Source organism: Shinella sp. S4-D37, assembly GCF_040812195.1.
Lineage (GTDB): Bacteria > Pseudomonadota > Alphaproteobacteria > Rhizobiales > Rhizobiaceae > Shinella.
Genome location: NZ_JBFNXL010000002.1, coordinates 193,502 through 207,770 on the forward strand (window position 1 = coordinate 193,502; position 14,269 = coordinate 207,770).

Below are 14,269 nucleotides of genomic sequence, written 5' to 3' on the forward strand. Positions count from 1 at the left end.
GAACCGGATCAAGCTACCGAGCGGCTTGGTGCCGCTCCGACGAGTTCGACCCTACTGCCCGGCCAATCCAAACGGCCACGAATGCCGGGCAGAAAGGATACGCACGCCTCGTCTAGTGCTCAGCCGCTGAATGCGCAGGCAGATCGCTCGACAAACTCCCACCGATTTGCCGCATCGAGGTTCGCAACTCGAACCCAATGCCCAGCGGATCGTGTGAAAGCACAGCCTCACCACCGAATTCGTGCGGCGTAACCGTCTGAATTATCCGTGAACCGAACCCAGTATGGGCAGGGCTTCGAACCTCCGGTCCATCCTCTTCGATCCAGCGAAACACGAACGCATCTTCGGTGTCCGGCCGGCCCGCCACCCATTCGATGCGCACTTTTCCCGCCGCGTTCGAAAGGGCCCCATACTTCACTGCGTTCGTCGCCAGTTCGTGCAGCGCCAGGCTGAGGCTCAACGACTGTTTGGACGATAGCATGATCGGAGGTCCGCCGATGTGAAACCGCCCCTCCGACGTCCGGAATGGCGCGGTGGCCTCTAGCACGATATCGACAACACTGGCTTCGGTGGCGCTGGCGCGGGTGAGCAAGGATTGCGCCTGGGCCAGCGCCTGAATCCGTTCAAGGAGAATCGAGCGTGCCGCCGGATCGGTCTCGCCTCCTCGCAGGGTCTGGCTGATGATCGCTGCGACCACCGCGAGCGTGTTTTTGATACGATGTTCGAGCTCGCCGTTGAGCAGGCTCGCCTGCCGTCGAGCTTCGACCGTGCCCGTCGTCTCGATTACTGTGTCGATCATCCCGCGCACGACGCCAGTTTCGTCGCGGATCGGGCTATAGCAAAAGGTAAAATGGGCCTTCTCGGGATAGCCGTGCCTATTGATCACGAGTGGGAAGTCCTCGACGAACGTCGCCTCGCCAGCGAACGCTCGCTCGGCAATCGATCCGATTTCGTCCCAAGCCTCATGCCACACCTCGCTGAACGGCCTGCCGAGCGCGGGCGGTTTCTCGCCAAGGATGGGAAGGAACGCGTCGTTTTGGATAGTAATGAGGTCCGGTCCCCAAACGATGCACTTGGGAAACTTCGAACTCAGCATCATGCCGACCGCGATCTTGAGTGAGGAAGGCCAGTGTTCGAGGGGGCCAAGGGCGGTCGAAGACCAGTCGTATGCCTGGATGGCGTCGGCCATCCTTCCCCCGCCATCGAGGAAATGCACGGACTCAAGCAATTCGACACCCCTTTGTGTATTCACGGATATTGATGCCACTCCGTGCTACGGCAATCTTCTTCAACAAGCATTCGATAACATGGGGTTTTCCAAGGCCTTTGCAACTGCGATCATTCAATCACGATGAACATCTGGAGAAGATCATGATGGAACGCAAAGCCATGTGTTCCTGCGGCGCGCTGATCATCGTCGCGCGCGGCGAGCCCGGAAAGATTTCCGTCTGCCACTGCCAGCAATGCCAGCGGCGCACCGGCTCCGCTTTCGGCATCGCGGTCTTCTTTGCATCGGAGGTGACCGAGATCGCCGGGCCCTCGGCCCTGTTCTCCGAATAGGCGACAGCGGGCAATCCGTCGAATTCCACTTCTGCCCGGCCCGCGGATCGACAGTCTTCTGGAAGCCTGCGTTCCGGCCGGGTATGACGGCAATCGCCTTAGAATGCCTCGAGGACAAGGTGGGGCTTGAGCCCACGCAAAGCGTCTATGACGTCCATCGCCATCCGTGGGTCTTGGTTCAAGCACCTTAGGCGGGGCGCATAGGCCGCGGTGGTCACCTGTGCGCGAAACGGCTGGCGCGGCATCTTTCGCGAAACAGGCTGAACTCCTTTCGCTCCCGTGCATTGTTGCTGCGTGGCGACAAGGAGAGGCAAAAGGCATGGGGGGATTTGCTGCGACTTCGGATCCAAAAGGCCGCCGCGCGGACTCGCCAGGCGAAATCCCGGCTCTCGGGCTACGGGATGTGGCGTGGCGCCTCTATGACAGCCTGACGTCCGATCGGATACTGCTCATCGCGGCGGGCGTCACCTTCTATCTGCTCCTGTCGATTTTCCCGGCGATCAGCGTATTCGTGTCGCTCTACGGACTTGTCGCCGATCCGACCTCGGTCGTCGACCGTCTCTCCTTCTTCGGTGCGGCGATGCCGGAGCAGGCATTCGAACTGATCCTTGGCCAGTTGCGCAGCCTCATATCCGCGCCGCAAGCAAATCTTTCTCTGACTTTGCTCGGCAGTCTGGCGATCGCGCTCTGGTCGGCCAATGCCGGCATGAAGGCGCTGTTCGAGGCGATGAACGTCGCCTATGGCGAGACCGAGAAACGCGGCTTTATCCGGCTGAACCTGACGTCCCTCTCGTTCACCTTCGCCGGTCTGGTGCTGGTGGTGCTGATCATCACGCTAGCAGGGATCGTTCCGGCAATCCTCGATTATCTCTGGCTCGGCCGGTGGACGGAGCTGATCATCCGCCTGGCGCGCTGGCCACTGCTGCTGGCGCTGATCGCTGTGGCGATCATGTCGCTCTACCGGTTAGGGCCAAGCCGGGAACCGGCGAAGCTACGCTGGCTCAGCTGGGGTGCGGTCTTCTCAACCGGCGCGTGGCTTGTCGCGGCGCTGGCGATCACCTTCTATCTCGGTCACATCGCGGACTACAACGCGACCTACGGCGCGCTCGGCGCATCGATCGGCTTCATGGTGTGGGTCTGGGTCTCTGTCATCATCGTCATCCTCGGCGCGGAACTGAACGCTGAACTCGAACATCAGACAGCGCGCGACAGCACGACCGGGCCACCGGAAAAGATAGGCCGCAGGGGAGCCTACATGGCCGACACGATCGGTGCAGATGCGTGACGTCCGCACCCGCGTTCACCAGCGGTGAAGCGCAAGGATGCATGACGGGCGAAGGCAGGCAGCAGAGGAGAACTTCGGATGACCGACAGAAAGCGACCCTTCGATTTGACGGGCAAGGTGGCGGTTGTGACAGGCGCGGCGCGGGGCATCGGGCGTGCCGCTGCCACAGCGCTGGCTGCTGCCGGCGCAGATATCGTCGGCATCGACATTACCGGACCGGTGAGCGCGACGCTGGACTATGCGCCGGCGAGCGAGGCCGACCTTGAGCAGACCGGTCGGGAGGTCATTGCGCTCGGCAGTCGATGGACGGCCTACCGCTTGGATCAGCGCGATCTCGCCGGGTTGCGCGATGCCGCCGCGGACAGCGAGCAGGAATTCGGCCGCATCGACATTTTGTTCGCCAATGCTGGCATCCAGGCGTTCAAGCCGATCCTCGACATGGAAGATGCCGACTGGCACGACCAGATCGACGTCAACCTGACGGGCACGGCGAATGCGATCCGGGCTTTCGCACCGGCAATGGCACGGCGCGGCGGCGGGTCGATCATCGTGACGTCCTCGACGCAAGGCCAGCATGGCACCAAGAACGGCGCTGCCTATTCGGCATCGAAATGGGGAATTATCGGCCTGATGAAGTCGGCCGCCATGGAGCTCGGCGAATATGGAATCACCGTCAATGCCCTCATTCCCGGCCTGATCGACACCGTGCTGACCCGCCATGAAGATCGCTACGCCCAGGCGATCGATGTCGCCGGCGGTGAACCGACCGGCGATGAGGCGAAGGACGAGAGGACCGCAATGGAGGGGCTGGCCAAAAAATCGCCGCTTGGCACGCCGATGATCCACCCGCGCGACGTCGCGCCAATGGTGGTGTTCCTCGCCTCCGACGAAGCGCGCATGGCGTCCGGCGGCACATATTCGATTACTGGCGGGGACAGCGCTAACATCCAAAGTTGACGAGCCGCGCTAGGCCGCGGTTTCAGATTTTCAGAGCGGCGATGCCGTGAGCAACAGCGCGATCGGCAGGCTGACCGCCGATGCGGTTAATGCCAGCATTGATGCCATCTTGATCAATTGCGTCCGCCGGGCACGGCCCGCATCCCATTCATACGCCATACTTTATCCTCCGGGACGAGGAATGAAGCATTCGCGCCGCCGAGAGTCCATGGTCTATTTCTCGCTACCTGCGCGGCGCGCCCATCTGGAGGCAGCGACCGCGTCATGATGCAGTTGGAAGTGCACAAAGCAGAGGTGCAAAAGACACCAAGAATCTTAGCCAGCCTTCCGCGAACGTCGTGTCGTGGCGATCGTCCATGTGTTCCGGCCATTCGCCTTGGCGCGATAGAGCGCTCGGTCGGCTTTTTGAACAAGCTTGTCGGCGTCCATGCCGCCGGCAGCGGTTTCCGCGAGACCGATGCTCACGCCAATCCTGATGGCCATGCCCCGAACAGGGAAGGGAGCGTCGAAGGCCGCAACACAGCGTCTCGCCAGATCGACAGCCTGTGCATGGTCCCCGATCATCAGAATGGCGAATTCGTCGCCACCCAGTCGTGCGATTATGTGACCTTGTGCTTCGGCTCGCAGCCGATCGGACGTCATCTTGAGGACAGCATCACCTGCCGCGTGGCCGAAGGTGTCGTTGACCGGCTTGAACCCATCGAGATCAAGGCAAAGAACGAAAAGACTTTTCCCGTCATTTGATTTGAGGGCTGTGCTCAGTGCCTTGTAGAACTGCATCCGGTTGGGCAGGCCCGTCAGAACATCGTGGTGGGCAAGACGATTGGCTTCAGCCTCCGCAACAACTCGATCGCTGACATCCGCGATGGTCAGGAGAAGTCGGCGCCTGGAGCCTTCGTGCAGAAGCCGGACATAGATCAGAACATGGCGCTCGCTGCCGTTGGCCGCGTATTGGCGCCAGACGGTGCACGCATCGCAGTCCTTGCTGAGATCATGAAGCGTCGCGGTGAACCGTTTCCCCTCCTCTTGCGCATGCATTTCGCCGGCTTCCTTTGAAAGCAGCTCCCCTTCATCATACCCATAGAAATCGCAAGCGGCTTGATTGGCCTGCAGGATAGCGAGGCTTTCGCCGTCGCACAGCATCATCGGCATCGGGTTGGCGTCGAACAGTTGGCGAAGCCATTCCTCGCGCTGCTTCAATCCGGTGATATCGATGCGCATGCCGATGGCGTCACCGTCCGGCGTACGGCGGTCGTCATGCCGAAGCCATCGCCCGTCGCGAAGCTGCTGCTCCTCCTGCGAGACAGGCTGCCGAAATTTCTCCATTCGTTCGCGAAGCCATGTCTCCTTGTCCTCGATGAGCTCCTGCATGTCGTCGCCGGCCAGGCTGATCCTCAAGATCTCTTCGAACGGAATCCCTGGCTGGAGGTGATCGGCGATGTCGCTATAAAGCTCAGCATACTTCCGGTTCCAAAGCACGAACCGGTCCTCGGCGTCGAAGACGCATACGGCTTGCGGCAATATCTCGATGATATGGCGCAGGCGGTTCTCGGCTTCGTTGGTATCCGGCCGGTTCTGCTCCGGTTCTACGTAGACGAAGACCGTCGTCATCGTGCCCGAAACTGCAGGCCAACTTGCGACATTCACATGCGCCAGCTTTTCGTTGCCGAGGCCATCGGCAATGCGCGATGGCGACCCATGGGGCGGCAGAGGCCAGTCAGGGAGAAATCGCTTGATCGTCAGACCCTGAAAATCGCGCTGGGGGTGAAACAGCCGATAGGCTGCGGCATTGGCGAACACAATCGTTCCGGTGGCATCGACGACAAAGGCCGTGGTCGGACATGCTTCAAGAGATGCTCTTAACTCTGCACCAAGCATTCTTGCTCCAAACCAGACAGTCTTTCGCGGGACACAACTGCGAAACATTAGCCTTCGATGGTAAAGAAGACGTTCTACTGAGCGTTGTATCGTTCCTGGCGCGGTGCTTTGGGCGGAGCCTTGCGAAAATGCTGATCTAGCAGACTGGATAGGGCGAAGCTGCCATGGACCTGGCAAGCCGAGGACTGCGCCAGCGACGAAGGGTCGATGGATGACGTCAGATGAACGGCGCGGGGCCGTTCTTACGTCTGATTGGTTGTCATCTCGAGACTTTCGTGATGGGTCGTCAGGTCAGCGGCGGTGATATGGAGCGTGCCATCGCTGGTCGTGCCCTCCCTATCGTATTTATCGCTTGCGATGGCTTCCAGTAGGGAACGATGACGCTTGAGCAATCCAACAGGACCAATGGGTTCGGTATCGAACGTTTGCAATGTACTGGCATAGATATAGACGTCGAGCGTCATTCCCTCGGGTGTCTCCATCGGCCAGAACAGTCCGAGTTCCCTCGGCGCCGAGGCACCTGATTTGCTGATGAGGGGCATTTCGTTTCCTGCCTGAATTCTATGGGGAGACCCAAAACAGCGGGGGCTGCAAAGGTCTCCCCGGTTCATCCGCTTGAGTCGGAAGAACGCAGTTGATCTGGGGCGGCAAGGGCCGAAGTCAATCATTTCGATGTCCTCGCCGGTCCCTATGGCGGTTTGGTCGCTCTACTCTGTGGACAAGCGCCGCTGCTTGTATTTCCGGCGCACTCACCAGATGACAGCCGTGAGAAGCGGAGAGACTATCGATCATTCAACGAGGAGAGTGACGATGACAACGACCAACGAGATTGCCGACAAGATCGCTGGCGATCATGGATTGAGCAAGGCACAGAGCAAGGTGATCGTGGAGGCGGTGTTCGCGCAGATTACCGCAGCGGCCGTCACCGGCGTGGAAATGTCGCTTCCGGGCTTCGGCAAATTCAAGGTGAAGGATACACCGGCACGCGAGGCGCGCAATCCGGCAACCGGCGCTATGATCAACGTCGCGGCGGCGAAGAAGGTGACGTTCACACCGGCGAAATCCCTCAAGGACGCGCTCAACAAAGAGCGGACATAGCAAAGCGCTCGGCGCGGCTGTTCTTGACGCGTTGATCCAGGTGGTTGTGGGGAAGGTTGCGGGCTTCTGGATGGAGGTCCATTCCGATGTGACGACGCTCGGGCGGGCGCTTCATGCGTATGCGATGCTACTGGGAACGTGACGGGTAAAGGTGTTCCTGATCTTGCAGGCGGCATGACAGAGAACTCACCGACTGCACTTGATCGAGGTTACCGATGCGGTCGATGTAGTCTGTCCAGGCATAGACCGCCCTTGCCTTCACCGGGCACGAGGTTGCTGCACTCTACGGAGTTCCCGATATCCGAGATAAACCGAGGGGAAGTGCGGCTATGGCGGAACTTCGCCGGGGTTGGAGCCGTTCAGCATTCTCAACCCGGAGCCCGACCAATGCCAGCGCTCGTCCGCTACATGCTGAGCCGCCTTTTGATCGGCTTTGTGCTTGGCGTCGGCAGCGCCGTCGCCATCCTCCAAGTCGAACCACCGGCATTCGGTGCGGCGCTCAGTCCCTTGGAAGCCTTGCTGTTCAGTTATAGCATAGGCGCTGCCTTCGCCCTGGGCTATCTCGCGACCGCGCTCGGCTGGGAGAATACGGAACTGTAGAACTCGATGTTTCCGTCGGACGGCTGGTGCAGTCGGCGGTCCCATGAACCGGTCGCAGGAAGGCGAAAGATGGTCCTTGAAGATTTATACCGCCTGCTCCGCGCTGGTCACGTCCAGGCGCAAGGGATTGTTGACACGCTGACACAGCCCCTCGTCGTGCTCGACCAGGGCTTTTGCGTCACCAACGTCAACAACGCTTTTATCGATGCGTTCAAAGTGGAGCGAGACGATATCCTGGGTCACAGCCTGTTTTCTCTCGGCAACGGCCAGTGGGACATCGTCGACCTGCGCAAGCTGATCGCGGAAATCATTCCGAAGACGGCTGCCGTCGTCGGCTACGAGGTCACGCACGATTTTCCAATCATCGGAGAGCGCACATTCCTTGTCGATGCCAGGCGTCTTGTCCATCCCGACAACAACAGCACCAGCATCCTCGTCGTGTTTCAGGACGTCACAGACAGCAATCGGGAGCGGGCGGAGAGCGATATCATCCTTGCCGAAACCCGCCATCGCATAAAGAACCTGTTTTCCGTCATCCGTGCACTTGCCATGCAGACGCAAACGGAAGGCAGCACGGCGCGGGAATATCGCGACGCCTTTCTGGGGCGTATCGATGTCGCAGCGCGAGCGCAGGAGATCGCGCCGGGAGACACGAGCGCCGAGTTCGGCGCGCTTCTCGACGCTGCCATCACCGCCACCGGTGGCAATCGCATTCTCATCGAAGAAGGCCCGCCTGCTACTCTGTCGTCGATGAAAGTAGTCCCGGTTAGCATGATTTTTCACGAACTGACAACGAACGCGCTCAAATACGGCGCGCTTTCGGTCCCCGATGGGCGTGTGCGGCTGTCCTGGCGGATCGAAGAGGCCGATGGTGGGCAACCCATGTTGATCAGTGAGTGGCGGGAGGAAAACGGGCCGACGGTTCGACCGCCGACGAGACGTGGATATGGAACGGAGCTGATAACTGCGACTGCCAAACATCTCGGCGGTTCGGCGGAACAAAGGTTCGATCCGCACGGTTTGATCGCTACAGTCAAACTTCCGATATAGGGACACGCATGCCTCCCGACGATGGCCACGATCAGACCGCAGTGCGCATCCTTGTTGTCGAGGATGAAATCTTCATCGCCATGGAGATCGAGCGAGCGCTCATGAGCAGCGGTTTCGAGGTTCTGGGACCGGTCGGAAGCATCGAGGATGCCTTGCGGCTCCTCCACCGGGAGCAGCCGCACGCCGCGGTTCTCGACGTGACTTTGAGGGACGGAAAGGTGACGCCCGTGGCCGTGCTGCTCAGATCGCAGGGAGTTCCGTTTGTGCTGGCGTCCGCCGAGGGACGCGAGCTTACCGAATCCGGCTTCTTCCAAGGCGTTACCAATCTCGGCAAGCCGACCGACATGCCCCGGATGATTGGAGAAATCCGGCGCTTGCTAAGCTGAGACGGCCTGATGCTGCCCGGATTAGGTCGCGCGAACGTCTTCCGCTTTCGACTTTCCGGTCTTGCGGTCCTGGCCGAGGTCGTAGCTAACCTTCGCGCCGTCTCGCAGCGGCCCGCCCGACAGAACTCCTGAGACGTGGACAAACACATCCTGTCCGCCATCGTCAGGCGTGATGAACCCGAAGCCCTTGTCCTGATTGAAAAACTTGACCGTACCGGTTGCCATGTGAACCTCGTAAACTCCACGGCACAGGCGCCGCCGGCAGACCTTATTGATCGTCTGGCCTTCTCGCAACCATTTGTCCGCGCCGGCGCGGCCGCAAGGGAACAAGCGTCGTGCGCACGGGTTCTTCATCCCGACTCCAACAAAGGATTTCCCGATGAAGACGATCGTATTCGTGCATGGCATGTTCCAGAACCCGAAGAGCTGGGAAAACTGGGTCCGCTTTTTCGCGGAGCGCGGCTACGATTGCAAAGCGCCTGCCTGGCCGCTCCATGATGGCGCGCCGGAGGGGCTGCGGCATAACCCACCGGCCGGCCTCGGCGAACTCAGCCTCGACGAGATCTACAACAGCATCGAAGCGGCTGTCACCACGCTCGACCGGCCGATCGTCATCGGCCATTCGGTCGGGGGCCTTATCGCCCAGAAGCTGCTAGCGCCCGGTGTCGTATCCGGCGCTGTCGGGATCGCGTCGGTCGCGCCGAACGCCATGCTCGACTTCGACTGGGGCTTCATCAAGAACAGCGCGATCATCACCAATCCGTTCAAGGGCGACGAACCGGTCTATATGGACGCCAAAACCTTTCATGGCGCCTTCGCCAACACGCTGTCGGAAGAAGCAGCTGCCGCGGCCTTCGAGCAGACCGCGACGCATGACAGCCGCAACGTCCTGCGCGACTGCATGGGAGCATCCGGCCGGATCGATCTCGAGCGGCCACACGCCCCGCTTCTCTTGATCGCGGCCGAGGAGGACGAGATCATCCCGGCCGACCTCTGCGAGAAGAATTTTAACGCGTACGAAGATGCCGACAGCATCACCGACTTCAGGAGGTTCGTGGGGCGAAGCCACTTCATCTGCGGCGAACCCGGCTGGGAAGAGGTCGCGACCTTCGTCGCCGAGTGGCTCGAGCAGAACGGACGCGAGATCTCACCGGCACCACAAGCGTCGACCCTGCGTTAGGAGACATACCGATGACGGATATCCGCACAAAGGGATTCGATAGCCCGGCTCAACTGCGGGAGCACCTCGCCGAGCTTGAAGAGGAGAGCCCGGCTGAGGATCCGGGCGGGGTGGACGTACCTTCAGCCCACCAGCAGCTTGCAGCCCTTCGCCGGGAGGTCGCCGATCTTCGTGCCCGGCTTGCCACCATCCGCGAGCAGACGAACGGGATGGATGCGCCGCCGTCCCGCGGCGAGATCCACCCCTGGCTCCGGGTCGCGGCGACCGCTGCAACGACGTACCTTCTCGGCCGGCTCGTGCAACGGCTGCGCCTCGGCGCCTCGGCGCCTCGGCGCCCCGGGCGCGGCTGCCGTGCCGATGATCGCGTCGCAGCTCGACCGAAACATCTGGTGAGTGGGCGAGGTTGCGCGGCGAGGCGAAACGGATCGAGGTCGACATGTCGGATGACAAGCTCCCAACCTACAAGAAGAAGCGGGATTTCAAGCAGACCCAGGAACCGAGTGGCTCGACGGCCGTCAAATCCTCGAGCCGGATGCGCTTTATCATCCAGAAACACAATGCCACGCGCCTTCACTACGATCTGCGCCTCGAGCTTGGCGGCGTGTTCAAATCCTGGGCCGTGACCAGGGGGCCGTCGCTCGATCCGCATGACAAGCGGCTAGCCGTCGAAGTCGAGGATCACCCGCTCGACTATGGCGACTTCGAAGGCACAATCCCGAAGGGGCAATATGGCGGTGGTACGGTCATGCTCTGGGATCGTGGCTATTGGGAACCCGAAGGCAATAAGTCGCCGGAAGAGGCCTTGAAGAAGGGTGACTTCAAGTTCGTGCTTCATGGCAAGCGCCTGCATGGTAGCTTCGTGCTCGTCAGGATGCGCAACGATCGCGATGGCGGCAAACGGACAAACTGGTTGCTGATCAAGCACCACGACGAGCATTCCGTCGAAGAGAAGGGCGCAGCCATCCTGGACGAGAACATGACGTCGGTCGCGTCCGGCCGGACGATGGAGCAGATCGTCGGCGGCAAGGGGCGGAAGCCGAAACCGTTCATGACGGCCAGCGGCGACGTCGAGGCGGACGCGGTCTGGGACAGCAAGCACGGCCTCGCGGCCGACGAGCGCAAAAAGAAGACGCGCAAGGAAATCGCGACATCTACGGCGGCCGATCTGCCGGACTTCATTCCTCCGCAGCTCTGCGAAACGCTCGAACGCCCGCCCGCCGGCGATAAGTGGCTGCATGAGATCAAGTTCGACGGCTATCGAATTCAGATGCGGGTCGCGAATGGCGATGTGACGCTCAAAACCCGTAAGGGCTTGGATTGGACCGCCAAGTATCCGGAGATCGCCGACGCCGCCGCATCACTTCCGGATTGCATCATCGACGGCGAGATCTCCGCGCTCGACGATAACGGCGCCCCGGATTTCGCAGCATTGCAGGCAGCGCTGTCGGAGCGCAACACCGGCAATCTCGTCTATTTTGCATTCGACCTCCTCTTCGATGGGGGGGGGAAGACCTTCGCGAAAAGCACCTGGTCGACCGGAAAGCTCGGCTGCAGGAGCTGCTTGTGGACGCTCCCAAGGATTCGCATCTGCGTTTCGTCGAGCATTTCGAGACGGGCGGCGATGCGGTTCTACGCTCGGCTTGCAAGCTCTCGCTCGAAGGCATCGTCTCGAAACAGGCGGATGCGCCCTATCAATCCGGCCGCGCCGACACGTGGGCGAAGTCGAAATGCCGGGCCGGGCATGAGGTTGTCATCGGCGCCTATGCCAGGACGAACGGAAAGTTCCGATCGCTGCTGGTCGGCGTCAATCGTGGCGACCACTTCGTCTATGTCGGCCGGGTCGGCACGGGCTATGGCGCCAAGAAGGTCGAAACGCTTCTCCCCAAATTGAAGGCGCTCGAAACCACAAAATCGCCCTTCACCGGGATCGGGGCGCCGAAAAAAGAGAAGGAAGTCTTCTGGCTGAAGCCCGAGCTGGTGGCCGAGATCGAATTCGCTGGCTGGACCGCCGACGGTCTGGTTCGCCAGGCCGCCTTCAAAGGCCTGCGGGAAGACAAGCCGGCCGCGGAAGTCGAAGCCGAGAAGCCTGCCCCGCCAGCGAAGACGGAGACGCCCGAGCCCGCTCCGACCGTGCCTAGCACGCCGCGCCGCAAAGGCGTGAAGGCCGAGGTCATGGGCGTTTTCGTCTCCAATCCGGACAAGCCGCTGTGGCCGGACGCCGGTGACGGCAAGCCCGTGACCAAGGAAGAGCTAGCCCGATATCACGAAGCCGTTGGTTCCTGGCTCATCGAGCATGTGAAGGGCCGACCCTGTTCGATCATCCGGGCGCCGGATGGGATCGGCGGTGAACAATTCTTCCAGCGCCACGCCATGCCCGGTACGTCGAACCTTCTGGAACTGGTCAAGGTCTTCGGTGACAAGAAGGCGTATCTTCAGGTCGATCGAATCGAAGGCCTCATCGCCATCGCGCAGATTGGTGGTGTCGAACTGCATCCGTGGAACTGCGAACCGGGAAAACCCGAAGTACCGGGCCGGCTGGTCTTCGACCTCGACCCCGGGCCGGATGTTCCGTTCTCAGCTTTGGTTGCGGCCGCCCGCGAGATGCGAGACCGGCTGGATGATCTCGGGCTCATCAGTTTCTGCAAGACGACCGGCGGCAAGGGGCTGCACGTCGTGACACCGCTTGCCGTCAATGCCCGCAAGCCGCTCTCGTGGGCTGAGGCCAAGGGTTTCGCCCACGACGTTTGCCAGGAAATGGCGCGCGACAATCCCGACGCCTACCTCATCAAGATGACCAAGAGCCTGCGGGGAGGACGAATCTTCCTGGACTATCTGCGCAACGACCGCATGGCGACCGCAGTCGCCCCCTTGTCACCGCGGGCAAGGCCTGGCGCCACCGTGTCGATGCCGCTCACCTGGACACAGGTCAAATCCGATCTCGATCCGAAGCGGTTCACGATCCGCACCGTGCCGGCGCTCCTGGCGAAGACGAGCGCATGGGAGGACTACTGCGATGGCCAGCGCCCGCTGGAGCAGGCGATCAAGCGGCTCGGCAAAAACAAGGCTGCGGCATGACCTTTGAAGGGCCGAGCGCTAGGGCCACATAGGAAGAATGAAGAAGTACAATCGCGTCGAACCCCGAGCGGCTTGATGATGGCTAACTGCTCTATCACTTCCTACCGCTCCGTGGAGCCTGTGCGGACACGCCTATGCTCCCGTTTTGGAATGAGGCGCGGCAACCGGCTTCGACTCCGGCGAGCCGCGAAAGCGTAGAAAAATCGAGAGGACAACGAGAACGGCTGTGGACAGGAACTCCGATTGCCAGTTCTGGAAGGACTCGAACCAGAATTGCGCACTACCGGCATGCTGCCAGATCGTCCGCGGAGGCTCGCCGTGGCTCAGCGCCTCGACCGCCTCGGCGGCGGCGCTGTGCTGAAGGTGGAGCGCAAAGCTCAGGAGGAAAAGGGCAAAAAGCGCGATTCCCAGCGAATAGGCATAAAGGCTGGCGGACAGGCCGCCAAGCCGGACGGGCAGCGGCGCATTTGGGTCTCCAGCATGTCTTGCGGGGTCCTCGTCCTGCTCTGCGCCGTCGTCCGGATCCTTCGATTCGGCCGAACCGCGCTGAAAAAGGAAGGCCGTCAGCACGACATAGGCCGACATCTGCAGAAATTCGCTCTCCCAGTTCTCAAAGAGCGCGGACAGGAAATGTCCGCTGATCAGGTACGCGGCCAGCGATACGGTGGGCTGATGATGATGCAGCAGTTCGTCGTTGTAGACGGAGAGTCCTGACGCCACCATTCCCAGCATAGTTCCTATGGTCGCAACCGTCAGAAAGATCGTTAAGCCGTTGTCTCTAAGAAGTTTCACGTTGCAACTCCGAGCAATATAGATGCGCGGCAACAACAATCAGCAAGTGGCAATGTTCCAACGCTGTCACCGTCAAAAGGCGCTGGGCAGGGATTGCAGCCCCCGCCAATATTTGCCCACCCCGCATCGGGCGTCCCTGCGCGTCGCGGCCGTTCGCGTTCCTGCTTCTCTTGAATAGACACAGCGGTCGTAGAAGCTGGGCGCCGCGCGTCGACCAGAGCGACGGCGACTCTTATCGCTCGCCATCAGACGGAGCGCGCATCGATGGGGACGTCGCTCGCGTCACCGAACGAGCGGAACAATCTTGGTCGCGCCGACCGCCGTTGCGCTGGCCCGTTTCCTGGCTGCAAGACGCCGTCGGCCATTGCGCGCCGGTATGGCTCTTGCCAAACGGCCGTCGGCCTGACG

13 protein-coding genes and 2 pseudogenes are annotated in these 14,269 nt (G+C 61.1%); 9 read left to right on the forward strand and 6 right to left on the reverse strand.

The window, feature by feature from the left end; genetic code table 11:
- Positions 1-112: 112 nt before the first annotated feature.
- Positions 113-1,189 carry a sensor histidine kinase gene (locus AB3G45_RS02855; RefSeq protein WP_367829146.1) on the reverse strand — a complete coding sequence of 359 codons (1,077 nt, stop codon included), beginning with the start codon at positions 1,187-1,189 and terminating at the stop codon, positions 113-115.
- 185 nt (positions 1,190-1,374) lie between these two features.
- Between AB3G45_RS02855 and AB3G45_RS02860 the strand changes: the two are divergent.
- The 3 genes and pseudogenes from AB3G45_RS02860 (at position 1,375) to AB3G45_RS02870 (ending at position 3,802) form a co-directional block, all read left to right on the forward strand.
- Positions 1,375-1,751 (forward strand): annotated as a pseudogene (locus AB3G45_RS02860) (GFA family protein).
- Positions 1,752-1,879: 128 nt separating this feature from the next.
- Positions 1,880-2,845, forward strand: coding sequence for a YihY/virulence factor BrkB family protein (locus AB3G45_RS02865; protein WP_367829147.1), 966 nt, complete (start codon positions 1,880-1,882; stop codon positions 2,843-2,845).
- Positions 2,846-2,923: 78 nt separating this feature from the next.
- Complete coding sequence (locus AB3G45_RS02870) at positions 2,924-3,802, forward strand: SDR family NAD(P)-dependent oxidoreductase (RefSeq protein WP_367829148.1); 879 nt, start codon at positions 2,924-2,926, stop codon at positions 3,800-3,802.
- A 30-nt stretch (positions 3,803-3,832) separates the two neighbouring features.
- On the opposite strand, the gene AB3G45_RS02875 is transcribed toward AB3G45_RS02870, so the two are convergent.
- From AB3G45_RS02875 to AB3G45_RS02885, 3 genes are all read right to left on the reverse strand, one after another.
- On the reverse strand, positions 3,833-3,961 hold the full coding sequence (locus AB3G45_RS02875; protein ID WP_367829149.1) for a hypothetical protein: 129 nt from the start codon (positions 3,959-3,961) through the stop codon (positions 3,833-3,835).
- Between the two features lie 156 nt (positions 3,962-4,117).
- Positions 4,118-5,680 (reverse strand): diguanylate cyclase, encoded by a 1,563-nt coding sequence (locus AB3G45_RS02880; RefSeq protein ID WP_367829150.1) that lies wholly within the window; start codon positions 5,678-5,680, stop codon positions 4,118-4,120.
- Between the two features lie 242 nt (positions 5,681-5,922).
- Entirely contained in the window at positions 5,923-6,222 is a 300-nt protein-coding gene (locus AB3G45_RS02885; RefSeq protein WP_367829151.1) for a hypothetical protein, read from the reverse strand.
- A gap of 268 nt (positions 6,223-6,490) precedes the next feature.
- Between AB3G45_RS02885 and AB3G45_RS02890 the strand changes: the two genes are divergently transcribed.
- The 4 genes from AB3G45_RS02890 to AB3G45_RS02905 all read left to right on the forward strand — a co-directional run bounded on the left by AB3G45_RS02890 (position 6,491) and on the right by AB3G45_RS02905 (position 8,814).
- Positions 6,491-6,778 (forward strand): HU family DNA-binding protein, encoded by a 288-nt coding sequence (locus AB3G45_RS02890; protein WP_367829152.1) that lies wholly within the window; start codon positions 6,491-6,493, stop codon positions 6,776-6,778.
- 387 nt (positions 6,779-7,165) lie between these two features.
- The gene (locus AB3G45_RS02895; RefSeq protein WP_367829153.1) at positions 7,166-7,378 is read left to right on the forward strand and encodes a hypothetical protein; all 213 of its coding nucleotides are present in this window, start codon (positions 7,166-7,168) and stop codon (positions 7,376-7,378) included.
- Between the two features lie 69 nt (positions 7,379-7,447).
- Complete coding sequence (locus AB3G45_RS02900; protein WP_367829154.1) at positions 7,448-8,428, forward strand: HWE histidine kinase domain-containing protein; 981 nt, start codon at positions 7,448-7,450, stop codon at positions 8,426-8,428.
- An 8-nt stretch (positions 8,429-8,436) separates the two neighbouring features.
- Positions 8,437-8,814 carry a hypothetical protein gene (locus AB3G45_RS02905; RefSeq protein ID WP_367829155.1) on the forward strand — a complete coding sequence of 126 codons (378 nt, stop codon included), beginning with the start codon at positions 8,437-8,439 and terminating at the stop codon, positions 8,812-8,814.
- Positions 8,815-8,835: 21 nt separating this feature from the next.
- Here the strand turns inward: AB3G45_RS02905 and AB3G45_RS02910 are convergent, their stop codons facing one another.
- Positions 8,836-9,039 (reverse strand): cold-shock protein, encoded by a 204-nt coding sequence (locus AB3G45_RS02910; protein ID WP_367829156.1) that lies wholly within the window; start codon positions 9,037-9,039, stop codon positions 8,836-8,838.
- A gap of 154 nt (positions 9,040-9,193) precedes the next feature.
- On the opposite strand from AB3G45_RS02910, the gene AB3G45_RS02915 reads away from it, so the two are divergent.
- Positions 9,194-9,994, forward strand: a complete 801-nt coding sequence (locus AB3G45_RS02915; protein WP_367829157.1) for an alpha/beta hydrolase — start codon at positions 9,194-9,196, stop codon at positions 9,992-9,994.
- Positions 9,995-10,430: 436 nt separating this feature from the next.
- Positions 10,431-13,069: pseudogene (gene ligD / locus AB3G45_RS02920) on the forward strand (DNA ligase D).
- A gap of 132 nt (positions 13,070-13,201) precedes the next feature.
- Here ligD and AB3G45_RS02925 read toward each other — a convergent pair.
- On the reverse strand, positions 13,202-13,861 hold the full coding sequence (locus tag AB3G45_RS02925; RefSeq protein ID WP_367829158.1) for a DUF6766 family protein: 660 nt from the start codon (positions 13,859-13,861) through the stop codon (positions 13,202-13,204).
- Positions 13,862-14,269 lie beyond the last annotated feature (408 nt).

Bases quoted from the DNA above. Each gene is read 5' to 3' on its own strand.
- AB3G45_RS02915 (WP_367829157.1), top strand. From the start codon at position 9,194: ATGAAGACGATCGTATTCGTGCATGGCATGTTCCAGAACCCGAAGAGC.
- AB3G45_RS02895 (WP_367829153.1), top strand. From the start codon at position 7,166: ATGCCAGCGCTCGTCCGCTACATGCTGAGCCGCCTTTTGATCGGCTTT.
- AB3G45_RS02870 (WP_367829148.1), top strand. From the start codon at position 2,924: ATGACCGACAGAAAGCGACCCTTCGATTTGACGGGCAAGGTGGCGGTT.
- AB3G45_RS02865 (WP_367829147.1), top strand. From the start codon at position 1,880: ATGGGGGGATTTGCTGCGACTTCGGATCCAAAAGGCCGCCGCGCGGAC.
- AB3G45_RS02855 (WP_367829146.1), bottom strand. From the start codon at position 1,189: ATGGCCGACGCCATCCAGGCATACGACTGGTCTTCGACCGCCCTTGGC.
- AB3G45_RS02900 (WP_367829154.1), top strand. From the start codon at position 7,448: ATGGTCCTTGAAGATTTATACCGCCTGCTCCGCGCTGGTCACGTCCAG.
- AB3G45_RS02880 (WP_367829150.1), bottom strand. From the start codon at position 5,680: ATGCTTGGTGCAGAGTTAAGAGCATCTCTTGAAGCATGTCCGACCACG.
- AB3G45_RS02905 (WP_367829155.1), top strand. From the start codon at position 8,437: ATGCCTCCCGACGATGGCCACGATCAGACCGCAGTGCGCATCCTTGTT.
- AB3G45_RS02910 (WP_367829156.1), bottom strand. From the start codon at position 9,039: ATGGCAACCGGTACGGTCAAGTTTTTCAATCAGGACAAGGGCTTCGGG.
- AB3G45_RS02885 (WP_367829151.1), bottom strand. From the start codon at position 6,222: ATGCCCCTCATCAGCAAATCAGGTGCCTCGGCGCCGAGGGAACTCGGA.
- AB3G45_RS02890 (WP_367829152.1), top strand. From the start codon at position 6,491: ATGACAACGACCAACGAGATTGCCGACAAGATCGCTGGCGATCATGGA.
- AB3G45_RS02875 (WP_367829149.1), bottom strand. From the start codon at position 3,961: ATGGCGTATGAATGGGATGCGGGCCGTGCCCGGCGGACGCAATTGATC.